At 67.0% G+C, this 22185-nt stretch carries 19 protein-coding genes; 13 read left to right on the top strand and 6 right to left on the bottom strand.

The window, feature by feature from the left end:
• Positions 1 to 131: 131 nt before the first annotated feature.
• From ACTIEW_RS09130 to ACTIEW_RS09120, 3 genes are all read right to left on the bottom strand, one after another.
• A complete protein-coding gene (locus ACTIEW_RS09130; RefSeq protein WP_284222611.1) occupies positions 132 to 1172 on the bottom strand; it encodes a rod shape-determining protein in 1041 nt (346 codons plus the stop codon).
• 198 nt (positions 1173 to 1370) lie between these two features.
• Positions 1371 to 1799, bottom strand: a complete 429-nt coding sequence (locus ACTIEW_RS09125) for a hemerythrin domain-containing protein (RefSeq protein ID WP_439477595.1) — start codon at positions 1797 to 1799, stop codon at positions 1371 to 1373.
• Between the two features lie 94 nt (positions 1800 to 1893).
• Complete coding sequence (locus ACTIEW_RS09120) at positions 1894 to 2613, bottom strand: TVP38/TMEM64 family protein (protein WP_439477594.1); 720 nt, start codon at positions 2611 to 2613, stop codon at positions 1894 to 1896.
• Between the two features lie 229 nt (positions 2614 to 2842).
• On the opposite strand from ACTIEW_RS09120, the gene ACTIEW_RS09115 reads away from it, so the two are divergent.
• The 3 genes from ACTIEW_RS09115 to ACTIEW_RS09105 all read left to right on the top strand — a co-directional run bounded on the left by ACTIEW_RS09115 (position 2843) and on the right by ACTIEW_RS09105 (position 6311).
• Positions 2843 to 3640, top strand: coding sequence for an alpha/beta fold hydrolase (locus ACTIEW_RS09115; protein ID WP_439477593.1), 798 nt, complete (start codon positions 2843 to 2845; stop codon positions 3638 to 3640).
• A complete protein-coding gene (locus ACTIEW_RS09110; protein WP_439477592.1) occupies positions 3630 to 5306 on the top strand; it encodes an ATP-binding protein in 1677 nt (558 codons plus the stop codon). The genes ACTIEW_RS09115 and ACTIEW_RS09110 overlap by 11 nt, the downstream gene beginning before the upstream one ends.
• Positions 5307 to 5444: 138 nt before the next feature.
• Positions 5445 to 6311 carry a Ku protein gene (locus ACTIEW_RS09105; protein ID WP_439477591.1) on the top strand — a complete coding sequence of 289 codons (867 nt, stop codon included), beginning with the start codon at positions 5445 to 5447 and terminating at the stop codon, positions 6309 to 6311.
• On the opposite strand, the gene ligD is transcribed toward ACTIEW_RS09105, so the two are convergent.
• Positions 6312 to 8873 carry a DNA ligase D gene (gene ligD, locus ACTIEW_RS09100; RefSeq protein ID WP_439477590.1) on the bottom strand — a complete coding sequence of 854 codons (2562 nt, stop codon included), beginning with the start codon at positions 8871 to 8873 and terminating at the stop codon, positions 6312 to 6314.
• A 129-nt stretch (positions 8874 to 9002) separates the two neighbouring features.
• Here ligD and ACTIEW_RS09095 point away from each other — a divergent pair, with 129 nt between their 5' ends.
• The 3 genes from ACTIEW_RS09095 (at position 9003) to ACTIEW_RS09085 (ending at position 11127) form a co-directional block, all read left to right on the top strand.
• Positions 9003 to 10208 carry a pyridoxal phosphate-dependent aminotransferase gene (locus ACTIEW_RS09095; RefSeq protein ID WP_439477589.1) on the top strand — a complete coding sequence of 402 codons (1206 nt, stop codon included), beginning with the start codon at positions 9003 to 9005 and terminating at the stop codon, positions 10206 to 10208.
• 66 nt (positions 10209 to 10274) lie between these two features.
• A complete protein-coding gene (locus tag ACTIEW_RS09090; RefSeq protein WP_439477588.1) occupies positions 10275 to 10721 on the top strand; it encodes a hypothetical protein in 447 nt (148 codons plus the stop codon).
• Entirely contained in the window at positions 10714 to 11127 is a 414-nt protein-coding gene (locus ACTIEW_RS09085; protein ID WP_439477587.1) for a type II toxin-antitoxin system VapC family toxin, read from the top strand. The genes ACTIEW_RS09090 and ACTIEW_RS09085 overlap by 8 nt, the downstream gene beginning before the upstream one ends.
• Positions 11128 to 11131: 4 nt before the next feature.
• On the opposite strand, the gene ACTIEW_RS09080 is transcribed toward ACTIEW_RS09085, so the two are convergent.
• Entirely contained in the window at positions 11132 to 12160 is a 1029-nt protein-coding gene (locus ACTIEW_RS09080) for a polyprenyl synthetase family protein (protein WP_439477643.1), read from the bottom strand.
• Between the two features lie 105 nt (positions 12161 to 12265).
• Between ACTIEW_RS09080 and ACTIEW_RS09075 the strand changes: the two genes are divergently transcribed.
• The 5 genes from ACTIEW_RS09075 to ACTIEW_RS09055 all read left to right on the top strand — a co-directional run bounded on the left by ACTIEW_RS09075 (position 12266) and on the right by ACTIEW_RS09055 (position 19465).
• The gene (locus tag ACTIEW_RS09075; RefSeq protein WP_439477586.1) at positions 12266 to 13024 is read left to right on the top strand and encodes a tRNA1(Val) (adenine(37)-N6)-methyltransferase; all 759 of its coding nucleotides are present in this window, start codon (positions 12266 to 12268) and stop codon (positions 13022 to 13024) included.
• A 29-nt stretch (positions 13025 to 13053) separates the two neighbouring features.
• Positions 13054 to 13665 carry a TIGR02466 family protein gene (locus tag ACTIEW_RS09070; RefSeq protein WP_439477585.1) on the top strand — a complete coding sequence of 204 codons (612 nt, stop codon included), beginning with the start codon at positions 13054 to 13056 and terminating at the stop codon, positions 13663 to 13665.
• 113 nt (positions 13666 to 13778) lie between these two features.
• Complete coding sequence (gene ettA, locus ACTIEW_RS09065; protein WP_439477584.1) at positions 13779 to 15446, top strand: energy-dependent translational throttle protein EttA; 1668 nt, start codon at positions 13779 to 13781, stop codon at positions 15444 to 15446.
• Positions 15447 to 15865: 419 nt separating this feature from the next.
• Positions 15866 to 18436: a matrixin family metalloprotease gene (locus tag ACTIEW_RS09060; RefSeq protein ID WP_439477583.1), complete on the top strand. Its 2571-nt coding sequence runs from the start codon at positions 15866 to 15868 to the stop codon at positions 18434 to 18436.
• A 102-nt stretch (positions 18437 to 18538) separates the two neighbouring features.
• Positions 18539 to 19465 (top strand): 2-hydroxyacid dehydrogenase, encoded by a 927-nt coding sequence (locus tag ACTIEW_RS09055; protein ID WP_439477582.1) that lies wholly within the window; start codon positions 18539 to 18541, stop codon positions 19463 to 19465.
• A 15-nt stretch (positions 19466 to 19480) separates the two neighbouring features.
• Here the strand turns inward: ACTIEW_RS09055 and ACTIEW_RS09050 are convergent, their stop codons facing one another.
• Positions 19481 to 19978, bottom strand: a complete 498-nt coding sequence (locus ACTIEW_RS09050) for an EF-hand domain-containing protein (RefSeq protein WP_439477581.1) — start codon at positions 19976 to 19978, stop codon at positions 19481 to 19483.
• A 110-nt stretch (positions 19979 to 20088) separates the two neighbouring features.
• Between ACTIEW_RS09050 and ACTIEW_RS09045 the strand changes: the two genes are divergently transcribed.
• Both ACTIEW_RS09045 and metF read left to right on the top strand, forming a co-directional pair.
• Positions 20089 to 21051 (top strand): ArsR/SmtB family transcription factor, encoded by a 963-nt coding sequence (locus ACTIEW_RS09045; protein ID WP_439477580.1) that lies wholly within the window; start codon positions 20089 to 20091, stop codon positions 21049 to 21051.
• Positions 21048 to 22001 carry a methylenetetrahydrofolate reductase [NAD(P)H] gene (gene metF / locus ACTIEW_RS09040; protein WP_439477579.1) on the top strand — a complete coding sequence of 318 codons (954 nt, stop codon included), beginning with the start codon at positions 21048 to 21050 and terminating at the stop codon, positions 21999 to 22001. The genes ACTIEW_RS09045 and metF overlap by 4 nt, the downstream gene beginning before the upstream one ends.
• Positions 22002 to 22185: the final 184 nt, after the last annotated feature.

Genomic DNA, 22185 nt, shown 5'->3' with positions numbered 1-22185 from the left:
CCTTCCTCAGAAAAGGGAATCAGCGGGACGCCCCCGGCCGATTTGTCGAGCCTATCGCAAAATCCGTGCCGGTTGCATACCGGCGACAGCCCACGATGACGGGGATTTGCGGCGCTGTTTCGACCTGAACCTCAAAGGGCCGAGTCGAGCACGCCCTTCATCCAGCGCGGATGCTCAAGCACCCGGCCGCAACCGATGGCCACGCACGACAGCGGATCGTCTGCGACCGAGACGGGCAGGCCCGTGTGGTCGCGGATTTCCGCGTCCAGGCCGCGCAGCAGGGCGCCGCCGCCGGTGAGCATGATGCCCTTGTCGGCGATGTCAGCGGCCAGTTCGGGCGGGGTGGCTTCCAGCGCCACCTTCACGGCCTCGACGATCTGCGAGACGGGCTCGGCCAGGGCTTCGGCGGCCTGGCGCTCGGAGATGCGGACCTCGCGGGGCACGCCCTGCATCAGGTCGCGGCCCTTGACGTCGATCGACAGGCCTTCGCCGTCGGCCGGGATGCGGGCGGTGCCGATGTCCTTCTTGATGCGCTCGGCCGTGGTCTCGCCGATCAGAAGGTTATGGTTGCGGCGCATGTAGCTGATGATCGCCTCGTCCATCTTGTCGCCGCCGACGCGGACCGAGCGCGAATAGACGATGCCCGACAGGGACAGCACGGCCACCTCGGTGGTGCCGCCGCCGATGTCGACGACCATGGAGCCGGTCGGCTCGTGGATCGGCAGGCCGGCGCCGATCGCGGCGGCCATCGGTTCGTCGATCAGGCCCACGCGGCGAGCCGAGGCGTTGAGGCAGGAATCGTTGATGGCGCGGCGCTCGACGGCGGTGGCGCCCGACGGCACGCAGACGATGACCTTGGGGTTCACGAAGCCCTTGCGATTATGAACCTTGCGAATGAAGTGCTTGATCATCTCTTCCGCGACTTCGAAGTCGGCGATGACCCCGTCGCGCATGGGACGAATGGCTTCCATGTGGCCGGGCGTGCGGCCCAGCATCTGTTTGGCCTCGATGCCCACGGCGTGAACGATCTTGCGGCCGCCGACGTTACGCAGGGCGACCACGGACGGTTCGTTCAGCACGATGCCCTTGCCCTTCATATAGATGAGGGTGTTGGCAGTGCCGAGGTCGATGGCGATGTCGTTGGAGATCGCGCCAAAAATGCTTGAGAACATGGGTCCGGGATACCGTTCGTTCGGGCCTTGGAGGGGCTTGCGTCAGTCTCGATCCGCTTCGGCGACGCCCCGGCGCCACGCATCCCCACGCGCCGCCTCCTGATCGTTATCGCCTCACCGACCTTACGGCTCGTTTGCCCGTGTGCGAAGGCGAATACAAGCCCTTGCACACGCCGCTGTCGAAGCCGTGACCCCGGCTCAGGCAGCCGTGCCGACCCGCCCGCCAAGGCGAGCCGCCGCTTCAGCGGCAGGATACAGGCTGTCCTCCTCCATCTCGGCCCGCAGGGACAGTGCGCGCATCAGCCTGCCCCTCGCGACGGCGAAGCGCCGGGGATCGGCGAGCATGGCCGTCTCGGTCCAGTGATCGCGGAACCGGACCCATGTTTCGAGCAGTCCGCCGATGCCGGCGAAGGCCTCGGCGCCCAGGATGCGAAGACCCTCGTCCCGCGCGTTCATCAACAGCGGATAGAGTTCGGTGTCCTCGATAGTCAGATGGGCGACCAGCTCCAGGTCGATTTCCGCAATCAGGCGGCGAGCCTCGAGGGCGTCGTCACGGGTCCTGATGAGCCGGCGGAAGCCGCCGAGCACCGCGGCCTTGTCGATGATCGACCGGTGCTGGCTCCTCAATGCCCGGACGTCCAATGCGCGACCCCACAACTACAAAAGGCATCATCGCGCTCGTAGCGTTAAGGTTGGCTTAAGGTAGGGTACCGGCGGCCTTCTATTCCTCGACGCCCGACGCGGTCTCGCGCCGTTTCACCAGCTCGCGGACGCCCAGCATCAGGCCCAGCCAGACCAGGGCCACCCCCGCGAGAATCAGCGAGGTCCAGACGCCGTCGCCGCTGACCGCCGCCACCACCGCCCCACCGAAGAAGGCCACCAGGGCGGTCTTGGGCAGGACGCCGAGGGCGCAGCCGGCGAGGAAGGCGGGGAAGGACGCACGCGTCGCGCCGAAGGCCATGTTGACGACGATGAAGGGCGCCGAGGGCACGTTGCGGATCATGAAGCTGGCGTGGAAGGCGTTCTTGCCGACAAAGCCCTTGAGCCGACCCATGGTGCGGCCGCCGAACCGGTCGACCAGCCGCGCCGTCGGCCCCCGCCCCAGCCAGTACGTAACACCGGCAGAGACCACCGTCGCCGCCCAGCTGTAGAAGAAGCCCAGCGACGGGCCGAAGGCGACGACGCAGGCCGCGATCAGGATGAACTGCGGCACGCCGATGAAGGCGGCGGCGATGAACAGGCCGATGGTGGCGGCGAAGGCCCATGGGCTGCCGCGATAGCCTTGCAGCCAGGCCTCGAGGTTTTCCTCCGCCGCCAGCCCCAACTGGCTCTTGCCGATGGCGAGCAGGCTGATCGTGGCGCCGAGCAACAGCGCCGTCGCCAACGCGGCCCGCCAGCGGCGGGCTTCCATGTTGAGGATGAAGTCGAGGATGCGGCGCATGGGGCCCGATTAGCAGGCGGTGGGGACGGGGGCGAGCGTGGGCAGGCCCTGACCGAAGTCTGCGCCTAAAAAACTCGAGGCCGAACAGAGATTATGCCTCCGCTTGCGCATCTCCAGACTTACAGGGATACGGCTTGATCCTGTTCGTCATCGGCCTTGTCAGCAACGATATCGGCGGCGGCGAAAGCGCTTGAGTTTCAGGACTGGGTCACTGTCCAAGGAGAACGGGATGTCCGCCCGTGCGCGTCACAATGTAAAAATCAGCGGCTCGGGCCCGCGCCCGATGGTTTTCGCCCATGGCTTCGGCTGTGACCAGCACATGTGGCGCTTCGTGGCTCCGGCCTTCGAGGATGCGTTCAAGGTCATCCTGTTTGATCTCATGGGCGCCGGGGGGTCCGATCTGAGCGGCTATGATCCCGCCCGTTACGCCAGCTTGGAAGGCTTTGCCGATGACCTGGTCCTGGTCGCGGAAGAACTGAATGTTCGGGACGGTGTTTTCGTCGGCCATTCGGTGAGTGCGATGATCGGACTTCTGGCCGCGCGGAAGGCCCCTCACCTCTTCTCTGATCTGGTGATGATAGGCCCCTCGCCCCGCTACATCGACGACGCGGCCGCCGGCTATACGGGAGGGTTCTCGGAGGGCCAGATTCATGAGCTCCTGGACTTTCTGGACAGCAATCACATGGGGTGGTCTCAAGCCATGGCCCCCACGATCATGGGCAATCCTGAACGACCCGAGCTGGCGGACGAACTGACGAACAGCTTTTGCCGAACCGACCCGGAAATCGCCAAACGCTTCGCGCGGACGACATTCCTTTCGGACAACAGGGATGATCTGGACGGCTTCGATGTCCGGACACTGATTCTTCAATGTGCGGATGATGTCATCGCGCCTCAGTGCGTCGGCGAATATGTGCATCGCGCGCTGCCCAACAGCGAGTTGGTGCTCATGAGCGCGACAGGACACTGTCCGAACCTGAGCGCGCCGGAGGAAACCGTCGCGGCGGTCCAAGCCTTTGTCCGATAGCGACATCAGTGAAGATGGTCTGACGGGGGACGATCTCCGTGATCTGTTCGAGGATGCCCCGTGCGGCTACGTCATCGCCGACGGCGCAGGCCGCATTGCCCGGGTAAACCGAACGCTCGCGCGCTGGCTGGACCAGGAGCCCGGGGCCATCAGGGGCCGGCGATTTTCTGATCTCCTCAATGTTGCGGGCAAGATCTACTACGAGACGCACTTTGCTCCGCTCCTGCGGATGCAGGGCTACTTTCATGAAGTCGCGCTTGATCTGACGCGCAAAGCTGGTGATCCCCTGCCCGTGCTCGTCAATGCGGTGGAACGCAGTTCAGACGACGGGGCGCGGCGGATCGTCATCAGCGTCTTCAACGCGACCGACCGGCGGCGCTACGAACGGGAGCTGCTGGAGGCCCGCCGCCTTGCCGAAGCCGCCTCTTCCGAACTTCAGCAGCTCAACCTTACCCTTGAAGCGCGGGTCGCTGAGGAGGTAGGCGACCGCCTGAAGGCCGAGGCCGCCCTTCGGCAGGCGCAGAAGATGGAGGCGGTGGGCCAGCTTACTGGCGGGGTGGCTCACGACTTCAACAATCTTCTCACCGTGATAATCGGCGGCTTGGAAACAGTCAGCCGACAGCTGGCCGCCCCCTCCACGCCGGAGGCCACCGGTCGAATCAAGCGGGCGGTGGCCATGGCCACCCACGGGGCGGAGCGGGCCGCGACGTTGACGGCGCGGTTGCTTGCCTTCGCCAGACGTCAACCTCTCGATCCCCGCCCCGTCGATCCGGCCCGGCTGGTGACCGGCCTCGCCGACCTGCTGCAGCGCACGCTGGGAGAGACAATCGAGTTCGAAACCGTTTCGGGCGCGGGACTCTGGCTTTCCAACGTCGATGCCGGAGAGCTCGAGAACGCACTGGTGAACCTTGCCGTGAATGCACGGGACGCCATGCCCGCGGGCGGCCGTCTGACGATAGAAACCAGCAATGCTTTTCTCGACGATGACTATGTGAGCACCGTCCCCGAGCCGGTTGCAGCGGGTCAGTATGTGCTCGTCGCGGTGTCCGATACGGGCATGGGAATGGACCAGGCCACGCTCGATCAGGTGTTCGAGCCGTTTTTCACAACCAAGGAGGTCGGCAAGGGAACGGGGTTGGGCTTGAGTCAGGTCTATGGTTTCGTGCGGCAGTCGGGGGGCCACATCCGCATCTACAGCGAGCAGGGGCTCGGAACGGCCATCAAGCTCTATCTGCCGCGACTGGTTGGCGGGTCACTCCCCACCGAACGCGTGATCGACGCATTGACCTCTGATGGAGGCACCGAGACGATCCTGCTTGTCGAAGACCATGAGGACTTGCGGGCCTATAGCGCCGGAGTACTGCGGGAGCTCGGATATCAGGTTCTTGAAGCACCCAATGGACGCGTCGCGCTCGACGTCCTTCAATCACACAACGACGTCGCGCTTCTCTTCACCGATGTCGTGATGCCGGATGGTCTGGACGGCCGCCAACTGGCCGAAGAGGCGCTGCGTCGGCGTCCCGAGCTCAAGGTCTTGTACACGACCGGCTACACCCGCAACGCCATCGTTCACAACGGGCGGCTGGATGCCGGAGTGAACCTGTTGGGCAAACCTTTCACCTACCGGGAACTGGCCGAAAAAGTGCGGCGACTGCTGGACGCCTAGCGTGCTCGTGGTCGCCGGGCGGACATGCTCGCGTCACCATGGGCCCACAGCCCCGGGGTGATCGCAACCGGCCGATTTCGGCCCCCCTGCCCGAACATATCCCCTGCTGGCGCATTCTCCCCGGCAAGGAGACTGAACATGGCTGCTCGCCCGACCTGGCAAGGACATCTGAAGCTGTCGCTCGTCACCTGCCCGGTGGCGCTCTACACCGCGACGACCAGCACCAATGACGTGCGCTTCCACCTGGTCAATCCGGAGACCAACAACCGCATCCGGATGGTGCCGACCGATCCGGACACAGGGCCGGTTGAGCGCAGCGATCTGGTGCGCGGCTATGAGGTGTCCAAGGACGAATATGTCCTGTTCGACGACGCCGATTTCGACAAGGTCAAGCTGGAGAGCACCAGGACCATCTCGATCGACAAATTCGTCGATGAGAGCGAGATCGACCGGCTGTACTGGGCCGATCCCTTCTTTGTCGTGCCCGAGAAGGGCGCCGGCGTCGAAGCCTTCGCCGTCATCCGCGACGCCATGAAGAAGCAGGGCAAGGTGGCGTTGGGCTGTCTGGTCCTGCGCGGCAAGGAGCGGCAGCTGGCCCTGGAGGTGCGGGGCAAGGGGCTGGTGGCCTACACCCTGCGGGCGAGGGACGAGGTGCGGGACGCCGGGGACTATTTCGATGACATCCAGAGCGTGAAGGCGGACGCCGACATGGTCGAGATCGCCGCCCGGATCATCGGTCAGAAGGAGGCTGACTTCGATCCCGCCGACTTCAAGGACCGTTATGACGACGCCCTGCGTGAGATGATCAAGGCCAAGGCGAAGGGCGGCAAGGGGACGGTCGATGTGACCGAGCCGGACGACACCAATGTCATCGACTTGATGGCCGCCCTGAGGAGCAGTCTTAAGGGTTCGGCGGGGTCGGAGAAGAAGCCGGCTGCGAAGAAGGCCTCGGCCGCGAAGGCGCCGGCGAAGAAGGCTGCTCCCCGAAAGAAGGCGGCGGCCTGATCAGACCACGCCGACCTTCTTCAGCACCGGCTTGAGGCTGGTCTCGGCCTTGCGGAAATCCTTCCACGGATCGGGTTTCTTCAGCATCTCGGGATAGTTCCAGAGATTGAAGGCCGACGGGTCGAGACCGGCCTTCACCTGGCCCCAGGCGAGCGGAAAGGCGATGCCGGCGCCGGGCCGGGCGCGCGCCGACCATGGGGCCACCGCCGTGGCCATCCGGCCGTTACGCAGATAGTCGATGAAGATCTTCCCGCCGCGCGCCTTCTTGGCCAGGGTGGTGGTGAAGCGGTCGGGGGCGTCCATGCGGATCAGTTCCGAGACTGCCCTGGCGAAGGCCTTGGCCTGATCCCAGGTGACGCGGCTGCGGGCGTCGGTCTTGATCGGGACCACGACATGCAGGCCCTTGCCGCCGGTCGTCTTGACGAAGGACGTCAGGCCCAATTCCTCCAGCTTCGCCTTCACCACCTTCGCAGACGCGATGACGTCGCTGAAATCCAGCCCCTCGTCAGGGTCGAGGTCGAAGGTGATCTGTTCGGGGGTTTCAGGATCGCCGGGCTTGCAGCCCCACGGGTGCAGCTCGAGTCCGCCCGACTGGCCGATGGCGACGAGGCCGCCGACATCGACGGCGGTGACGTAGGGGGTGCGGGCCTTGATATCGATCAGCTTGAGCCGCGGGTTGGAGCCGGCCATGGCATGGCGCTGGAAGAAGGTCTCGCCGGTGATGCCGTCCGGCGCGCGGATGATCGAGGTGGGCCGGTCGGCGACGTGAACGAGGATGCGCTCCGACGCCGCCTCATAGTAGCGGGCGAGGTCGGCTTTTGTGATCGCCGGACGACCGTCGCGGGCGGGCCACAGGATCTTGTCGGGGCTGGAGATCGTCACGCCCGAGACCACGACCTTGCCCGGCTTCGAGGCGGCCTTGACCGTGGTGGTCGGCTTCATCTCCGTGGGCGCCTGCGGGGCCTCAGTCACCTCGGCGGCGGTCTTGTCCTCGCGCAGACCCTTGAACGCCGCCTGACGCAGTGATCCGGCCTCGGTGTAGCCGCCGTGCTCGACCTCAGCGACGAGGACCGGCTTGACCCAGTGTATGTCCTTCGCCCCCTTGGGCGCGCCCGCGCCGGCGAAGGGGCTCTTGTCAGCGGCGGCGGCCTTGAGCGCCGGGGTCAGGGCCTTGGTCACCGCCTCGCCATAGCCGGTGCCGACCCGGCCCAGATAGCGGAGGCCGCCCTTGTCGCGGACCCCGACCAGCAACGAGCGGAAACGCGTTCCGCCTTCGGACGACCAGCCGCCGATGACCACCTCATCCCGGCCCCGGCATTTGGATTTGACCCAGCTGGTCGAGCGGCCGGCGCGGTAGGGGGCATCCAGTTTCTTGGAGATGACGCCCTCCAGATCCATGCGGCAGGCGCTCTCCAGCACGGCCTGTCCGGACGAGCCAAAATGGTCGACGTAGCGAAGGCGTTTCGCGCCCGCCTTGCCGATCCGGTCGACATAGGCCTGCAGCCGCGCCTTGCGGTGCGAGAGCGGCAGTTTGCGCAGGTCCTCGTCGCCCTCGAACAGCAGGTCGAAGGCGAAGTGGATCAGGTCGTCGGTGCGACCGTCCGAGATCGCCGACTGCAGGGCCGAGAAGTCAGGCATGTGATCGGCGTCGAGGGCGCACAGTTCGCCGTCGATCACAGCGTCCGGCCAGCCCGCGGCGTCGGCGGCGAGGGCCGGGAACCGGTCGCTCCAGTCCAGCCCCTTGCGGATGCGCAGCACGGCCCGGCCGCCGCCGACGCCGATCTGGATGCGGTAGCCGTCGAACTTGATCTCGTGCGCCCAGCCGGCGGCGCCCGGCGGATGATCTGCGACCTTGCACAGCTGGATGGGGACGAAGGCGGGTGGCTTCGTCGCCTTGCTCGCGGCAGCCCTGGAGGGTCTGGGCTTGGCGGGAGCCTTGCGACCGGTCGGTTTCGACGACGTCCATTGCGCCTTGCCCCCGGCGATTTCCGCCAGCGTCCGGCCGGTCGTCACCGAGGCGTCGATCTCGGCCAGGGCGTCGCCCTCGCCCGGCACGGCGTGATCGTCCTTTTCCTTGATCAACAGCCAGTTTTTGCGCTTCGACGGCTTGCCGCGATCGGATTTGAGCCGCACGAGCGCCCAGCCGCCCTTCAGCCGCTCGCCGTCCAGCGTCATCTTGACCGAGCCCCTGGCGAAGTCGGCCTCCAGCGTGTCCGGATGCTGCGGCGTCCAGAAGCCCGTGTCCCACAGCTGGACCGTGCCCGCGCCGTAGTTGCCGGCGGGAATAGTCCCCTCGAACGACCCGTAGTCCAGAGGGTGGTCCTCGACCTCGACCGCCAGCCGTTTGACGGAAGGGTCGCGCGACGGGGCCTTGGTCACCGCCCAGGACTTGAGCACGCCGTCAAACTCAATGCGGAAATCGTAGTGCAGACGCGTCGCCGCGTGGCGCTGGATCAGATAGCGCAGGGGCGCGGCGGCCTTGCGCCGGGTCTTTGCGCCCTTTGGTTCGGGCGTCTCGCCGAAGCGGCGTTTCGTCTGATAGGTCTTGAGCTCGCCGCGCATGCCGTCCCCGGGGTCTGACAGGGGCTCAACGCACTACGCCCGGTTGGGATCAACACCGGGCGGCGACGGGCGGCATTTGATCGCTCTTTCGCAACTGCGTAAGGAATGGTCGCCGTCTCCGGAGTCGCCATGTCCAGCCTGCAGTCCTCCGCCCTCGCCCGCGTCAAGCCGTCGGCCACCCTGGCGGTGACCGCCCGGGCGCGTGAGCTGAAGCGCGAGGGGCGGGATGTGATCGGCTTGGGCGCCGGCGAGCCGGATTTCGACACGCCGGAGAACATCAAGGAGGCCGCCATCGCGGCGATCCGGCGCGGCGAGACCAAATACACCGACGTCGACGGCATTCCCGAGCTGAAGGCGGCGGTGGCAGCCAAATTCTCGCGCGAGAACGGCCTGACCTATGGGGTGAACCAGATCCATGTCGCCCCCGGCGGCAAGACGGTGATCTACAACGCCCTGCTGGCCACCCTGTCGCCCGGCGATGAGGTGATCGTGCCGGCGCCCTATTGGGTGAGCTACCCCGACATGGTGCTGCTGGCGGGCGGGGAGCCGGTGCGGGTGGTCGGGCATGAGGCCGACGGCTTCAAGCTGAAGCCCGCCGCGCTGGAAGCGGCGATCACGCCCCGCACGAAATGGCTGATCCTGAACTCGCCGTCGAACCCGACCGGCGCGGCCTATACGGGGGCCGAGCTGGAGGCGCTGGCCGCCGTGCTGCGCCGTCACCCGCAGGTCTGGATCCTGACCGACGACATGTATGAGCACCTGATCTACGGCGACTTCGACTACCGCACGATCGCCCAGGTGGCGCCGGACCTCTACGACCGGACGCTGACGGTGAACGGCGTGTCCAAGGCCTACGCCATGACCGGCTGGCGCATCGGCTACGGCGGCGGGCCCAAACCGCTGATCGACCTGATGCGCAAGGTGGCGGGACAGACCACGTCCAACCCGTCCTCGATCAGCCAGTGGGCGGCGGTCGAGGCGTTGAGCGGGCCGCAGGATTTCATCGCCGAGCGGGCGAAACATTTCGAGGCGCGGCGCGATCTGGTCGTGTCGATGTTGAACCAGGCCACCGGCATCCGCTGCGCCACGCCCGAGGGCGCCTTCTACGTCTATCCGTCGATCGAGGGGCTGATCGGCAAGACGACCGGCGGCGGCGTGGTGATCGACAGCGACGACACGTTCGCGACCGAACTGCTGGACGCCGAAGGGGTGGCGGTGGTGCAGGGCTCGGCCTTCGGCCTGAGCCCCTATTTCCGCATCAGCTATGCGACGTCCGAGAGCGTGCTGGAGGAAGGCTGCCGGCGGATCCAGCGGTTTTGCGCGGGTCTGCGCTAGATTCACTTTTGAATATTGTTTCAACTCCGACTACCATAACACGGATTTCGGAGCGGAGACTTTTCAATGACCCAGCCAGTGGATTCGGCGGCTCTCAAAGCCGCTTTCGCCGCGCGGCTTTTGCAGGCTTGCGATGCGGCAGGAGTGCCGCCGCGCCATCGGGGCCGTCTACGCTGGATCCGCGACGAAATGCAGCGTCGGTTCAATGAGCAAGTAACAGTTGAAGGCGTCCGGAAATGGTTGTCCGGGGAGGTGTTTCCTCGCCCGGGAAAGTTGACGATGCTCGCCGCCATTCTTGGCGTCGCTCCGGGCTGGCTTTCAAATGGTCCCAGCGCCACCGCAGTGGAGGAGAAGACCGCTCCGTTTCGCCATGCCAAGCCGCCAGCCGAAGCCGACCGGGGTCGGCTTATCCTGGACCGCATTCGGGAAAGGCTGGGCGGAACAGTCACGATCATGCCCGGGGTCGATCTCACTGAGCCCACGGGAGAAATCTGGGACGCGGAGCGTGACTGACCGTCCAATTCTGCTCGATACCTGCGCGGCGCTTTGGCTCGCGGCGGGGGAGATGAAGAGCCCCGCATTGGACGAAGTCCGATCGACCCTCTCCGCCGGGACGTCCGTCCTCGTGTCTCCGATCACCGCGTGGGAGGTCGGCATGCTGGTTTCCAAGCGGCGGATCGCCCTCGCCATGCCGGTGCTGACCTGGTTCGAAGCTTTGGTGGAGGCTGGTATTGATCGCGCCGAGCTGTCGCCCGCGGTCCTCGTCGCTGCGACCGAGCTCAACGCACCCGGGCTCCGTGACCCGGCCGACCGGGTCATCGCCGCGACCGCGCGCGCCTTCCACTACAGGCTCATGACCCGTGACCGGCCGTTGCTGGATTTCGCGGCCGCAGGGCACGCTTCCGCGATCGCGTGCTGAACGCTCAGGCCGCCCGGCTGACCGCGAAATCCGCCAGCTGTTCCAGCGCTTCGCGCCAATCGCTCGCCGGCAATGCCCGCAGGGCGGCCTTGGCGACGTCGGCGTACTCACCGGCGGTGTCGAGGGTGGCGCTGACGGCGCCGGTGCCGAACACCAGTTCGCGGGCCCGGCGGAAATCGTCGTCGGTGCGCTGGCCCTGATTGATGGTGCGGTCCCAGAAGGCGTCCTCGCGGCCGCGCGTACGGGCGGCGGCCAGCAGCAGGGGCATGGTCACCTTGCCCTCGCGGAAGTCGTCGCCGGCGTTCTTGCCCAGAACCTCGGACGTGCCGCCGTAGTCAAGGGCGTCGTCGGCCAGCTGGAAGGCCAGGCCGAGGTTCAGGCCATAGACGCGCAGGGCCTCGACGGATGTTTCGTCAGCCCCCGCGCCCACCGCGCCCGCCTCGGCGGCGGCGGCGAACAGTTCGGCGGTCTTGGCCGAGATGATGCGCAGATAGGTTTCCTGATCCAGATTCAGGTCGTGGGCGCGCGTCAGCTGCAGCACCTCGCCCTCGGAAATGACGCTGGAGGCGCGGGCGAGGATGCCCAGGGATCGCATCTGGCCGGTCTCGACCATCAGTTCAAAGGCGCGGGCGAACAGGAAGTCACCGACCAGGACGCTGGACGGCGCGCCCCAGATCAGATGGGCCGCGACCTTGCCGCGTCGCAGGTTCGAGCTGTCGACCACGTCATCGTGCAGCAGGGTGGCGGTGTGGATGAACTCAACCGCCGCCGCCAGTTTGACCGAAGCGGTGATATCGCCCGCCGCGCCGGAGGCGCGCGCGGCTGCCAGGGTCAGGAGAGGCCGCAGCCGCTTGCCGCCGGCGGAGATCAGATGCTCGGCCAGCAGGGGGATGACCGGCACCCGGGACTGCATCCGGTCGAGGATCAGGGCGTCGACGGTCGCCATGTCGCGCGCCGCCAGCCGCACGAGCGGCTCGACATTCCCCTTCGAGCGGGGCTCGGCGACGGTGAAAGCGTCCAACGGGAAACTCATCGAAACGGCGGCGCGGGGGAGAATCACGCCCGAATATCCAGCCGCCGCCTTGCCCGGCGACGATGCGGCGCACAATGGTGATCGCTCCATGAAGGGTCAAGCCGCGTGACCGTCGCACCGTTCCCTCAATTCGAAGGCGCCGCCGTCGAGAACGCCCTGCTGGGCGGGCGCGTCCGGCTGCGTCAGCCGGCCAAGGGCTACCGCGCGGGCATGGACGCCGCCCTGCTGGCGGCGGCCGTGGAGGCCGGGCCGAGGCAGCGGGTGATCGAGGCGGGCTGCGGCGCGGGCGCGGTGATGATGCAGATCGCCGCGCGGCGTCCCGACGCGGCCCTGACCGGGCTGGAGCGCGACCCGGCCATGGCGGCGCTGGCGCGGGAGAATGCGGCGCTGAACGGGGCGGACGCCCGGATCGTCGAGGGCGACGTCGCGGCGGGGTTCCGGACGCTCGACCTGCCGCCGTTCGACTGGGCCATCAGCAATCCGCCCTTCTTCGACGACCCGGGCGCCCTGCGGGCGCCGGCGGACAGCAAGCGCGGGGCCTGGATGGCCGACGACGGGCTGAAGGCCTGGACGACATTTCTGTTGAAGTCCGTGCGCGAGGGCGGGCGGATCGTGATCATCCACCGGGCCGACCGGCTGGCCGACCTGCTGGGGTTGCTGGGGGAGACGGCGGGTTCGTTCGCCGTGCGCGGCATTCATCCGTATGCGGACGAACCGGCAAAACGGGTGCTGGTGCAGGCCATCAAGACCGGCAGGGCGCCGTTGCGGCTGTTGCCGCCGCTTGTGCTGCACGACAGGTCGGGGGCGAAGCATACGGCGGAGGCGGAGGCGGTGTTGCGGGGCGAGGCCGCCCTGCCCTTCTGATCGCCGGCCCCTTGCGCTAGAGAGCCCCCATGTCCCTGCGTCCCCTCTTCGTCACCCAGGTCTACGAGGCCTCGCTGGCCGCCTCGCCGGGCTTCGCCGCCTTCAACGCCGGTCTGGCCGACGCCTGCCGCATGCTGGCCCTCGAGGATCAGGCCGGGCGGGCCTGGTGCCGGGAGCACGGCTATCGCGGCTACACCTCCTACGGCTCCCTGGCCGACCTGCCTCACCGCATGCCCGAGTTCGCGGACCTGAAGCGCCATCTGGACCGGCACGCGCTCGCCTATGCGAAGGCGCTGAATTTCGATCTGGCGCACAAGCCGCGGCTGGACAGCCTGTGGGTCAACATCCTCAAGCCCGGCGGCGGCCACACGGGCCATATCCATCCACACGCCTTCCTCAGCGGCACCGTCTATGTCGAGGTCCCCGACGGCGCCTCCGCGCTGAAGCTGGAGGACCCGCGCCTGCCGATGATGATGGCCCGCCCCGGCGTCCACGCCGACGCGCCCGAGGCGGAGCGGCCTTTCGTCTATCTGGCGCCGGCCGCCGGGACGGTGCTGATGTGGGAAAGCTGGCTGCGCCACGAGGTGCCGCCGAACGCGGCGAAAAGCGAGCGGATCTCGGTGAGTTTCAACTACGCCTGATCGGCCATCAAACCGCCCTCCCCCGCACCTAGGGATTTGCCGAACGGCGGCGCGGCGGCTACACCCCGCGCCAACCTCCCGACACCTCCAGACGACAGGGCGCACCGCACCTCATGGCGCAGCAATATATTTTCCAGATGCAGGGTCTGACCAAGACCTTTCCCGGCGGCAAGAAGATCTTCGAGAACATCTGGCTGAGCTTCTACAACGACGCCAAGATCGGCGTGGTCGGGGTCAACGGCTCGGGTAAATCCACCCTGCTGAAAATCATGGCCGGGCTGGACAGCGAGTTCAACGGCGAGGCCCGGGCCGCCGACGGGATCAAGCGCGGCTACCTCGAACAGGAGCCCCAGCTCAACGACAGCCTGACCGTCCGAGAGAACGTCGAGGCCTGGTGCGAGGAGAAGCAGTGGGTCAACCGCTTCAACGCCATCGCCATGGAAATGGCCGAGGAATACACTGACGAGCTGATGGCCGAGATGACGGCCCTGCAGGAAAAGATCGACGCCGGCGACGTCTGGGACATCGACGCCCGCATCGAAATGGCCATGGACGCCCTGCGCTGTCCGCCCGACGAGTCGGCCACGACCAACCTGTCTGGCGGTGAAAAGCGCCGCGTGGCGCTGGCGCGGCTGCTGCTGAGCAAGCCCGACATGCTGCTGCTCGACGAACCGACCAACCACCTGGACGCCGAGTCCGTGGCCTGGCTGCAGCATCACCTCGAGGCCTTCCCCGGCTGCGTCATCCTGGTGACCCACGACCGCTACTTCCTCGATCTGGTGACCAAGTGGACGCTGGAGCTGGACCGCGGCAAGGGCCATCCGCACGAGGGCAACTACTCCAGCTGGCTTGAGGCCAAGACCAAGCGCGTGGTGCAGGAGAACTCGGAATCCGAAGCCCGCCAGCGCGCCCTGACCCGCGAACTGGAATGGGTCCGCTCGGGCGCCAAGGCCCGTCAGGCCAAGTCCAAGGCCCGTCTGGCCGCCTATGAGCGGATGGTCGACGAGCAGGAAAGCATGCGCGGCGCCCAGACCCACGCGGTGATCCAGATCCCGCCCGGCCCCCGCCTCGGCAATGTCGTGCTGGAGGTCGAGAACCTCGAGAAGGAATATGGCGACAAGATCCTGTTCAAGGGCCTGTCGTTCAAACTGCCGCCCAACGGCATCGTCGGCGTCATCGGGCCAAACGGCGCCGGCAAGTCGACCCTGTTCCGCCTGATCACCGGACAAGAGAAACCCGACGGGGGCGTGATCAAGGTCGGTGAGACGGTCAAACTGGCCTATGTCGACCAGAGCCGCGACGATCTGGAGCCCAACAAGACCATCTGGGAAGTCATCTCGGGCGGCACCGACGTGATGATGGTCGGCAAGCGCGAGATCAACACCCGCGCCTATGTCGGCAGCTTCAACTTCAAGGGCGGCGACCAGCAGAAGAAGGTCGGCCAGCTGTCAGGCGGCGAGCGCAACCGCGTGCACCTGGCCAAGACCCTGGCGACCGGCGGCAACCTGCTGCTGCTCGACGAACCGACCAACGACCTCGACATCGAGACGCTGCAGAACCTCGAGGAGGCGCTGGAAGGCTTCGCCGGCTGCGCCGTGGTCATCTCCCACGACCGCTGGTTCCTCGACCGTCTGGCGACGCACATCCTGGCGTTTGAAGGCGACAGTCACGTCGAATGGTTCGAGGGCAACTTCGAAGCGTACGAGGAAGACAAGAAGCGGCGGCTGGGGGTGGAGAGCCTGATCCCGCACAGGATCAAGTTCCAGAAATTCGGGCGGTAACGCGGGGCGCGCCTTCAGTTTTATTGGCACAGCGAGTTCGTCGCCAGCCCACAAACTGTCCCGGATCGTCGATTTCCGTCCGTAACCGGTTTCGTCCGCCTTTGAAACGCGGCCGTGGGAACGGGGCAGATCCCAACTGGTAGCGCCAATCGTTGAACGCCGGTCCGGGCCGTCCCTGCAAGGGTCCGGCGCCCGTCGATCAAGCATCCTTTGCGGTTCGTCTGTTCATCAGCACGAACGGCGGGGATGAAACACCGATCTCCGTTCGTTGGCATTGCGAGGCCGATTGTCCGCCGCGAGCGGCAGCCGGATGGCAGTCAACCAGGGAGGATCGAATGGCGGCGTTTTCCAGCAAGGTGCGGAACGAGATTTTGGACGGGGACTGGCTCCCCTCGTCGTTTGGGCGATGGAATGCGCCCTTGAGCTTTTCGGACCTGTCGCTAACCGCGGTCGGCCACGTGTCGCCAGCCCCGCTGGTGCTGGCGGCCAATGATCCTGACGATGCCCGGGCCGGCTGGAACCTCGGCTGCGGCTGCGGGTGCAGCAAGCGCTACACCGAGTTTCAGGACGGCGTCGGCGACGGACCGCGCCCCACCAGCCTGCCCCTGGCCCTGATCACCACCGACCTGATCCCCGGCGATACCTCAACCACGGCGACCCTGGCGATCGATGGCGCCCATGTGGTTTCCACGATCGATACGATCGGCGACGAGGACTACTATTCGATCCAGCTGGTCGAGGGCCGGACCTACGACATCAGCATGTTCCTGGTCACCGGCGGCCCGAGCGGCGTCCCTCTGGCTGACGCCTACATCGAGTTGTATGACTCGCTCGGCAACTTGGTGGTGACGGCCGACGGCGGGGGGCCGAACACGCCTTCCGGCCTGGACGCCATCCTGACGTATACGGCGCAGAGCAGCGGGACCTTCTACGTCAACGCCCGGGCCTTTGACAACGCAAGCGCCAACGGGACGAGCGGGGATTTCGTCGGCGACTACGAGATATTCGCCGCGACCGTGGACACCAGCGCTCCGGGCGCCTACGTGCCTTTCTATTCACCCGACAGCCCGCTGCATTCCCTTGACTGGGGAACCCAGTTTTCGCGCACTTCGCGCAATCCGGATGGCGATAACGGCACACGCACGGACAACGGCGTCGCCAACGGCGGCTCCCCAATCGTCAACAGCGACTATGGGATCGTCGGCAAGAACGTCATCACCTACTACTACGCCCAGACCGGCGACATCTTTGTGAGCGAAAACCCGACCAGCCCGGGGCTGACCGAGAACATCGTCGCCCAAGGCATGAAGGACTGGGAGAAAGCCGCCTTCGAAAAGGCCTTCGACATCTATGAGAGCGTCGCCGACATCCAGTATGTGCGGGTGTTCAACCGCAATGAAGCCGACATCAAGATCATCACCTACGAAGGCACGCCCGGCGTCGGGGCCAGCCTGCTGGGCCGCATGAGCCCTCCCGGCGAGCAGAACGCCGGCCAGATGGAGGTCAACTCCGGCGACGCGCGCTGGACCGAGGAAGGCGTCTCGCAGGGCGGCTTCTACTTCCCCACCTTGCTGCACGAACTCGGTCACGGCCACGGCATGGCCCATCCGCACGACAACGGGGGCCGCTCCAGCGTGATGCGCGGCGCCGGACCGAGCGATGACCCGGTGGAAGGCGCCATCGGCGGCCAGTACGGCGACTTCGGCCTGAGCCAGCAGGTGTTCACCGTCATGTCGTACAATGACGGCTGGAACGAGGGCCTGGAGTCGGGCGGCGCTCCCGACGGCCACGGGCGGCCGCGGTCGGGTGGCATTACCGGCACGCAGGTCGATCATTTCGGCTGGGTCGGCACGCTGAGCCCGCTCGACATCGCGGTGCTACAGGACAAGTACGGCGTCAACGAGGAAACCGCGAGAGGCAACGACGTCTACACCATCGGCGATGTCAACCAGGCCGGCGCCTTCTATTCAACGATCTGGGACGGCGGCGGGACCGACGAAATCCGCTATGTCGGCGCACGCGACGCCACTATCGATCTGCGCGCGGCGACCCTGAAGTATGAGGAAGGCGGCGGCGGGCGCGTGTCGCACGCCCTCGGCGCCTGGACCGGATTCACCATCGCCAACGGCGTGACGATCGAAAACGCCACCGGCGGGTCGGGCGACGACGTCCTGACCGGCAACCACGTTGCCAACCGGCTGAGCGGCGGGTTTGGCGATGACGTGCTCGCTGGAGGCAGAGGCGCCGATATACTGGACGGCGGCTTTGGACGCGATACGGCCGACTATTCCGACGCCGCCGCGGGCGTCACGGTCAAGCTGAAGGCGTCGAAGGCGTCGAATGACGGCGACGGCGCGTCTGATACCCTGTTCAGCATCGAGGATCTGATCGGTTCGGCGTTCAACGACTTCCTGACGGGCGAGGACGGCGCCAACCGTCTGGACGGCGGTGCAGGCCACGACACGCTGAACGGTTTGGGAGGCGACGATACGCTGACGGGCGGATCCGGCGATGACACGATCAATGGCGGCGGGGGCGTGGACGTGGTCGTTCTGGCCGGCGTGCGGTCGGACTATGTCATCACCGCGGGCGCAACCGCCGGCGCCTATCCGGTCGAGGACACCATGGCCTTGCGGGACGGGATCGACTCCCTCGCCCAGGTCGAGTGGCTGCGCTTCGGCGACGGTTCGACGGCGAGGTTGTCCGACATGGTGGCGATCCCGTCGATCGCCTCCGGCAAGGCGACGACCGCCTTTGTGCAACCGGCGCTCGCTGACGACGAGTTTGTTCTGGGCAAACTGGACGTTGGGCCGCTGGTGCTACCCGGCGCAGGGTTTGGCGACTTCGCTTTCGAAGGCAGCGACCTGTCGACTTTGGTCCCCGCCAAGGACAACCGGATGCTGAACCTTTTCGACGACGGCGATCCGGCTTGGCGGCCCATGGTCGACGACGCGTGGTATTCGCCGCAGGGACACGACCACTGGCAATAAGGGTAACGGGACGCCGCCTGTCGGGGCGTCCCGAACCTCCGCCGCCGGTGCGCTCGCCGATGCAGGCTTGGCCATGACCCAGTCGCCTGATCTAATCGCCACATGCCCCACCGCCCTGCCCTCCTCATCATGCAGCGCCACCTCGCGCCATTGACGGCCTTTCTCGAGAGCGAATGGACGGTCTGGCGCTTCTGGGAGGGGCCGCCGGCAGAGGCGCAGGGGCAGATCAGGGCGCTGGTGGTGGCGGGGGAGTTTCCGCTGGACAAGGCGCTGATCGAAAGCCTGCCGGCGCTGCAGCTGATCGCCTGTTTCACCTCGGGCTATGACGGGATTGATGTCGACTGGTGCCGGGCGCGGGGGCTGCCGGTCAGCCATGCGCCGGGGGTCAATCACGAGGATGTGGCCGACCATGCGCTGGGCCTGATCCTGGCCGCGCGGCGGCAGATCGCGGCCGGGGACCGGGCCCTGCGAGCCGGCGGCTGGACGGTGGACGCCAAGATGATCACCCCGTCGCTGAAGGACCAGCGGCTGGGTGTCGTCGGCCTGGGATCGATCGGCGAGGCGGTGGCGCGACGCGGCGACGCGATGCGGATGGCGGTGAGCTGGTGGGGGCCGCGCGAGAAGGAAAGCCCGTGGCCGCGCGCGGACACGCTGCTGGAGCTGGCGCGGGACAGCGACATACTGGTGGTCGCCTGCAAGGCCGACGAAAGCAATCGCGGCCTGATCTCGCGGGCGGTGATCGAGGCGCTGGGGCCGCAAGGGCTGCTGGTCAATGTCGCGCGCGGTCAGCTGGTCGACGAGACGTCCCTGATCGCGGCGCTGAAGGACGGCCGGCTGGGTCAGGCGGCGCTGGACGTGTTCGAGGAGGAGCCGACCGACGCGGCGCGCTGGGCCGACGTACCCAACACCGTACTGACGCCGCACACCGGCGGGGCGACCACGGAGGCGGTGCAGGGCATGCTGACGCTGCTGATAGAGAACCTGCGGGCGGCCTTTGCGGGCGAGCCGCTGAAGACGCCGGTTCCGTAGCCCCCCCGGTCGGGATCAACCCCCGTCGGGCGGATTGTCCGGGAAGGTCGGCATGGTCGAGGCCGGGGGCGGCATGGCCACGGGCGGAGGCGGCGCCGGTCGCTGGGGCAGTTCGTCGTCAGCCAGCTGGCCGTCGCCGTCGCGGTCCATGCGGGTGAACATCCGTTGCGCCCCGGCGGACAATTCCTCGGCGCTGATGCGGGAGTCCCGATTGGCGTCGGACTGGACGATCATGGCGCGCATGCGGGAGCCGCCCATGGCCGCAACCGTCGGGTTGGCGAAAATGGCCAGCTCATCGCCGGTGATGCTGGCGTCCTGATTGACGTCCAGCCGGGTGAAGATGCGGGCGGACCAGGGCGCGACCTCCTCCGATGTGCGTGGCAGGCTCATGCCGCCGCCCATTCCACCCCCCATGCCGCCCCCCGGGGGCGGTGGGGTCTGGGCGGCCGCCGATCCGGCGAGCGCGGCGAGAAGGACGAAGGGGGCGATGAGGTTGATCGGGCGAAGGGTCATGGATGGCCTCACGACAACGGTTAGCCGTTGCACGCAGACTGATCCCGGATCCGGGGTCTGACCAGCGATTTTCCTTGCCAAATCATATAAGGATATCTTTATATAAAGGGATGTCGTTGACTGCAGACCAGACCGTCGAAGCCCTGCGCGCCGTAGGCGAGCCGACCCGCCTGAGGGTGCTGTCGCTGCTGGCCGGCGAGGAACTGTCCGTGATGGAGCTGTCGCGCATTCTGGACCAGAGCCAGCCGCGAGTGTCCCGCCATCTCAAGCTGATGGCCGACGCCGGCCTGATCGAGCGGTTTCCGGACGGTGCGCGCGTCTTCTACCGCCTGTCGTCGGACCTGCCGGCGCGGCGGCTGATCGATACAGTGCTGGACCTGCTGGACGTCTCGGCGGGCGAGGCCGACGACCGGCGGCTGGAAGCCGTCCGGCGCGACCGCGAACTGGCGGCCGGAGCCTATTTCGAGCGGATCGCGCCGCAGTGGGACCGGATCCGCTCGTTGTACGTCAGCGAAGGCGCGGTCGAGGCCGCCATCACCCGCGCCGCGGGGGACGGACCGTTCGAGCGGGTCGTCGACCTGGGCACCGGCTCGGGCCGGATGCTGACCCTGCTGGGCAGGAAGGCCAGGATGTCGGTCGGGCTGGATCTCAGCCAGAACATGCTGAACATCGCCCGCGCCAATGTGACCAGGGCGGGGCTGGACAAGGTCGAGCTGCGCCACGGCGACATCTTCGCCACCCGCCTGCCCGAACAGAGCGCCGATCTGGTGATGGTGCATCAGGTTCTGCACTACCTCGCCGATCCGGCGGCGGCGGTGGCCGAGGCGGCGCGGCTGGTCATGCCGGGGGGTCGGTTGCTGATCGTCGACTTCGCTCCGCATCAGCTCGAATATCTGCGCGAAGAGCATCAGCACCGCCGGCTCGGCTTCTCCGATGTCGAGATGCGGCGCTGGTTGTCCGCCGCCGGTCTGACCCCCAGCGCACCGATCGCCCTGCCCCCCGACACAGATGGTCTGACCGTCTCGATCTGGACCGCCGAACGCCCGGCCGTCGCCGCGGAGAAGGTCGCATGAGCATCGCCCCCCGCAGCCTGGCCGAGGCCCGCGCCCTGTTGCTGTCGCCGCTGGGGCCCGTGGCCCGGGCGGGGCAAGACCTGTCGCGTCCGAGCGTGTCGTTCGAATTCTTCCCGCCCAAGTCCGACGAGGCCGAGGTCAATCTGTGGAAGGCGGTCACCCGTCTGGCCCCGCTGGCGCCCGAGTTCGTCTCAGTCACCTACGGCGCGGGCGGCTCGACCCGCGAGCGGACCCACCGGACGGTGGAGCGCATCCTCGCCGAGACCCCGCTGACGCCGGCGGCGCACCTGACCTGCGTAGAGGCCAGCCGCGAGGAGGTCGACTCCGTCATCGAAGGTTATCGCGACGCCGGAGTGCGCCACATCGTGGCCCTGCGCGGCGATCCGCCGGGCGGGAACGGCATCGGCGGGGCTTATGTTCCGCGTACGGATGGTTACGCCAATGCGACCGAACTGACCGCCGCGATCACCGCAAAAGGCGGGTTTGACGTCATCGTCGGCTGCTATCCCGAGGGTCACCCGGAGAGCCCTTCCGCCGACCATGATCTTGACGTTCTGAAAGCCAAGGTCGACGCCGGCGCGACGCGGGCGATCAGCCAGTTCTTCTTCGACATCGACGCCTTCCTGCGTTTCCGTGATCGCGTGCGGGCGGCGGGGATCACCATTCCGCTGTCGCCGGGGATCATGCCGGTGACCAATTTCAACGGGCTGAAGCGGATGTCAGCGGCGTGCGGCGCGGCCGTGCCCGACTGGCTGGCGGCGCATTTCGACGGATTGGACAACGACCCGGAGACGCGCAAGCTGATCGCCGCCTCGGTGGCCGCCGAGACCTGCGCCCGGCTGCAGGAGGAAGGCTTCGCCGACTTCCACTTCTACACCCTGAACCGCGCCGACCTGGTCTATGCCATCTGCCGGGTGCTGGGTGTGCGTGAGACGCGGGCCGATGCGTGATCTCTCGACAGTCGCGCATGCCCTCCCCTTCCCCTCGAGGGGGAAGGGGTCGGGGGATGGGGTGGAGGCAGTTCCCCTCCGGACAAGGCGCCTGAGGCGTCGCCTATCGGTCGACCGCGCCTTTCGCACCCGTCCTTTATCAGCCTGCCTCCACCCCCACCCAACCCTCCCCCCTCAAGGGGCA

The sequence above is a fragment of the Brevundimonas sp. genome (genome assembly GCF_051860745.1).
Classification (GTDB): Bacteria; Pseudomonadota; Alphaproteobacteria; order Caulobacterales; family Caulobacteraceae; genus Brevundimonas.
The sequence above is the reverse complement of the archived record's forward strand: the minus strand, read 5'-3'. Positions and strand labels throughout refer to the sequence as shown.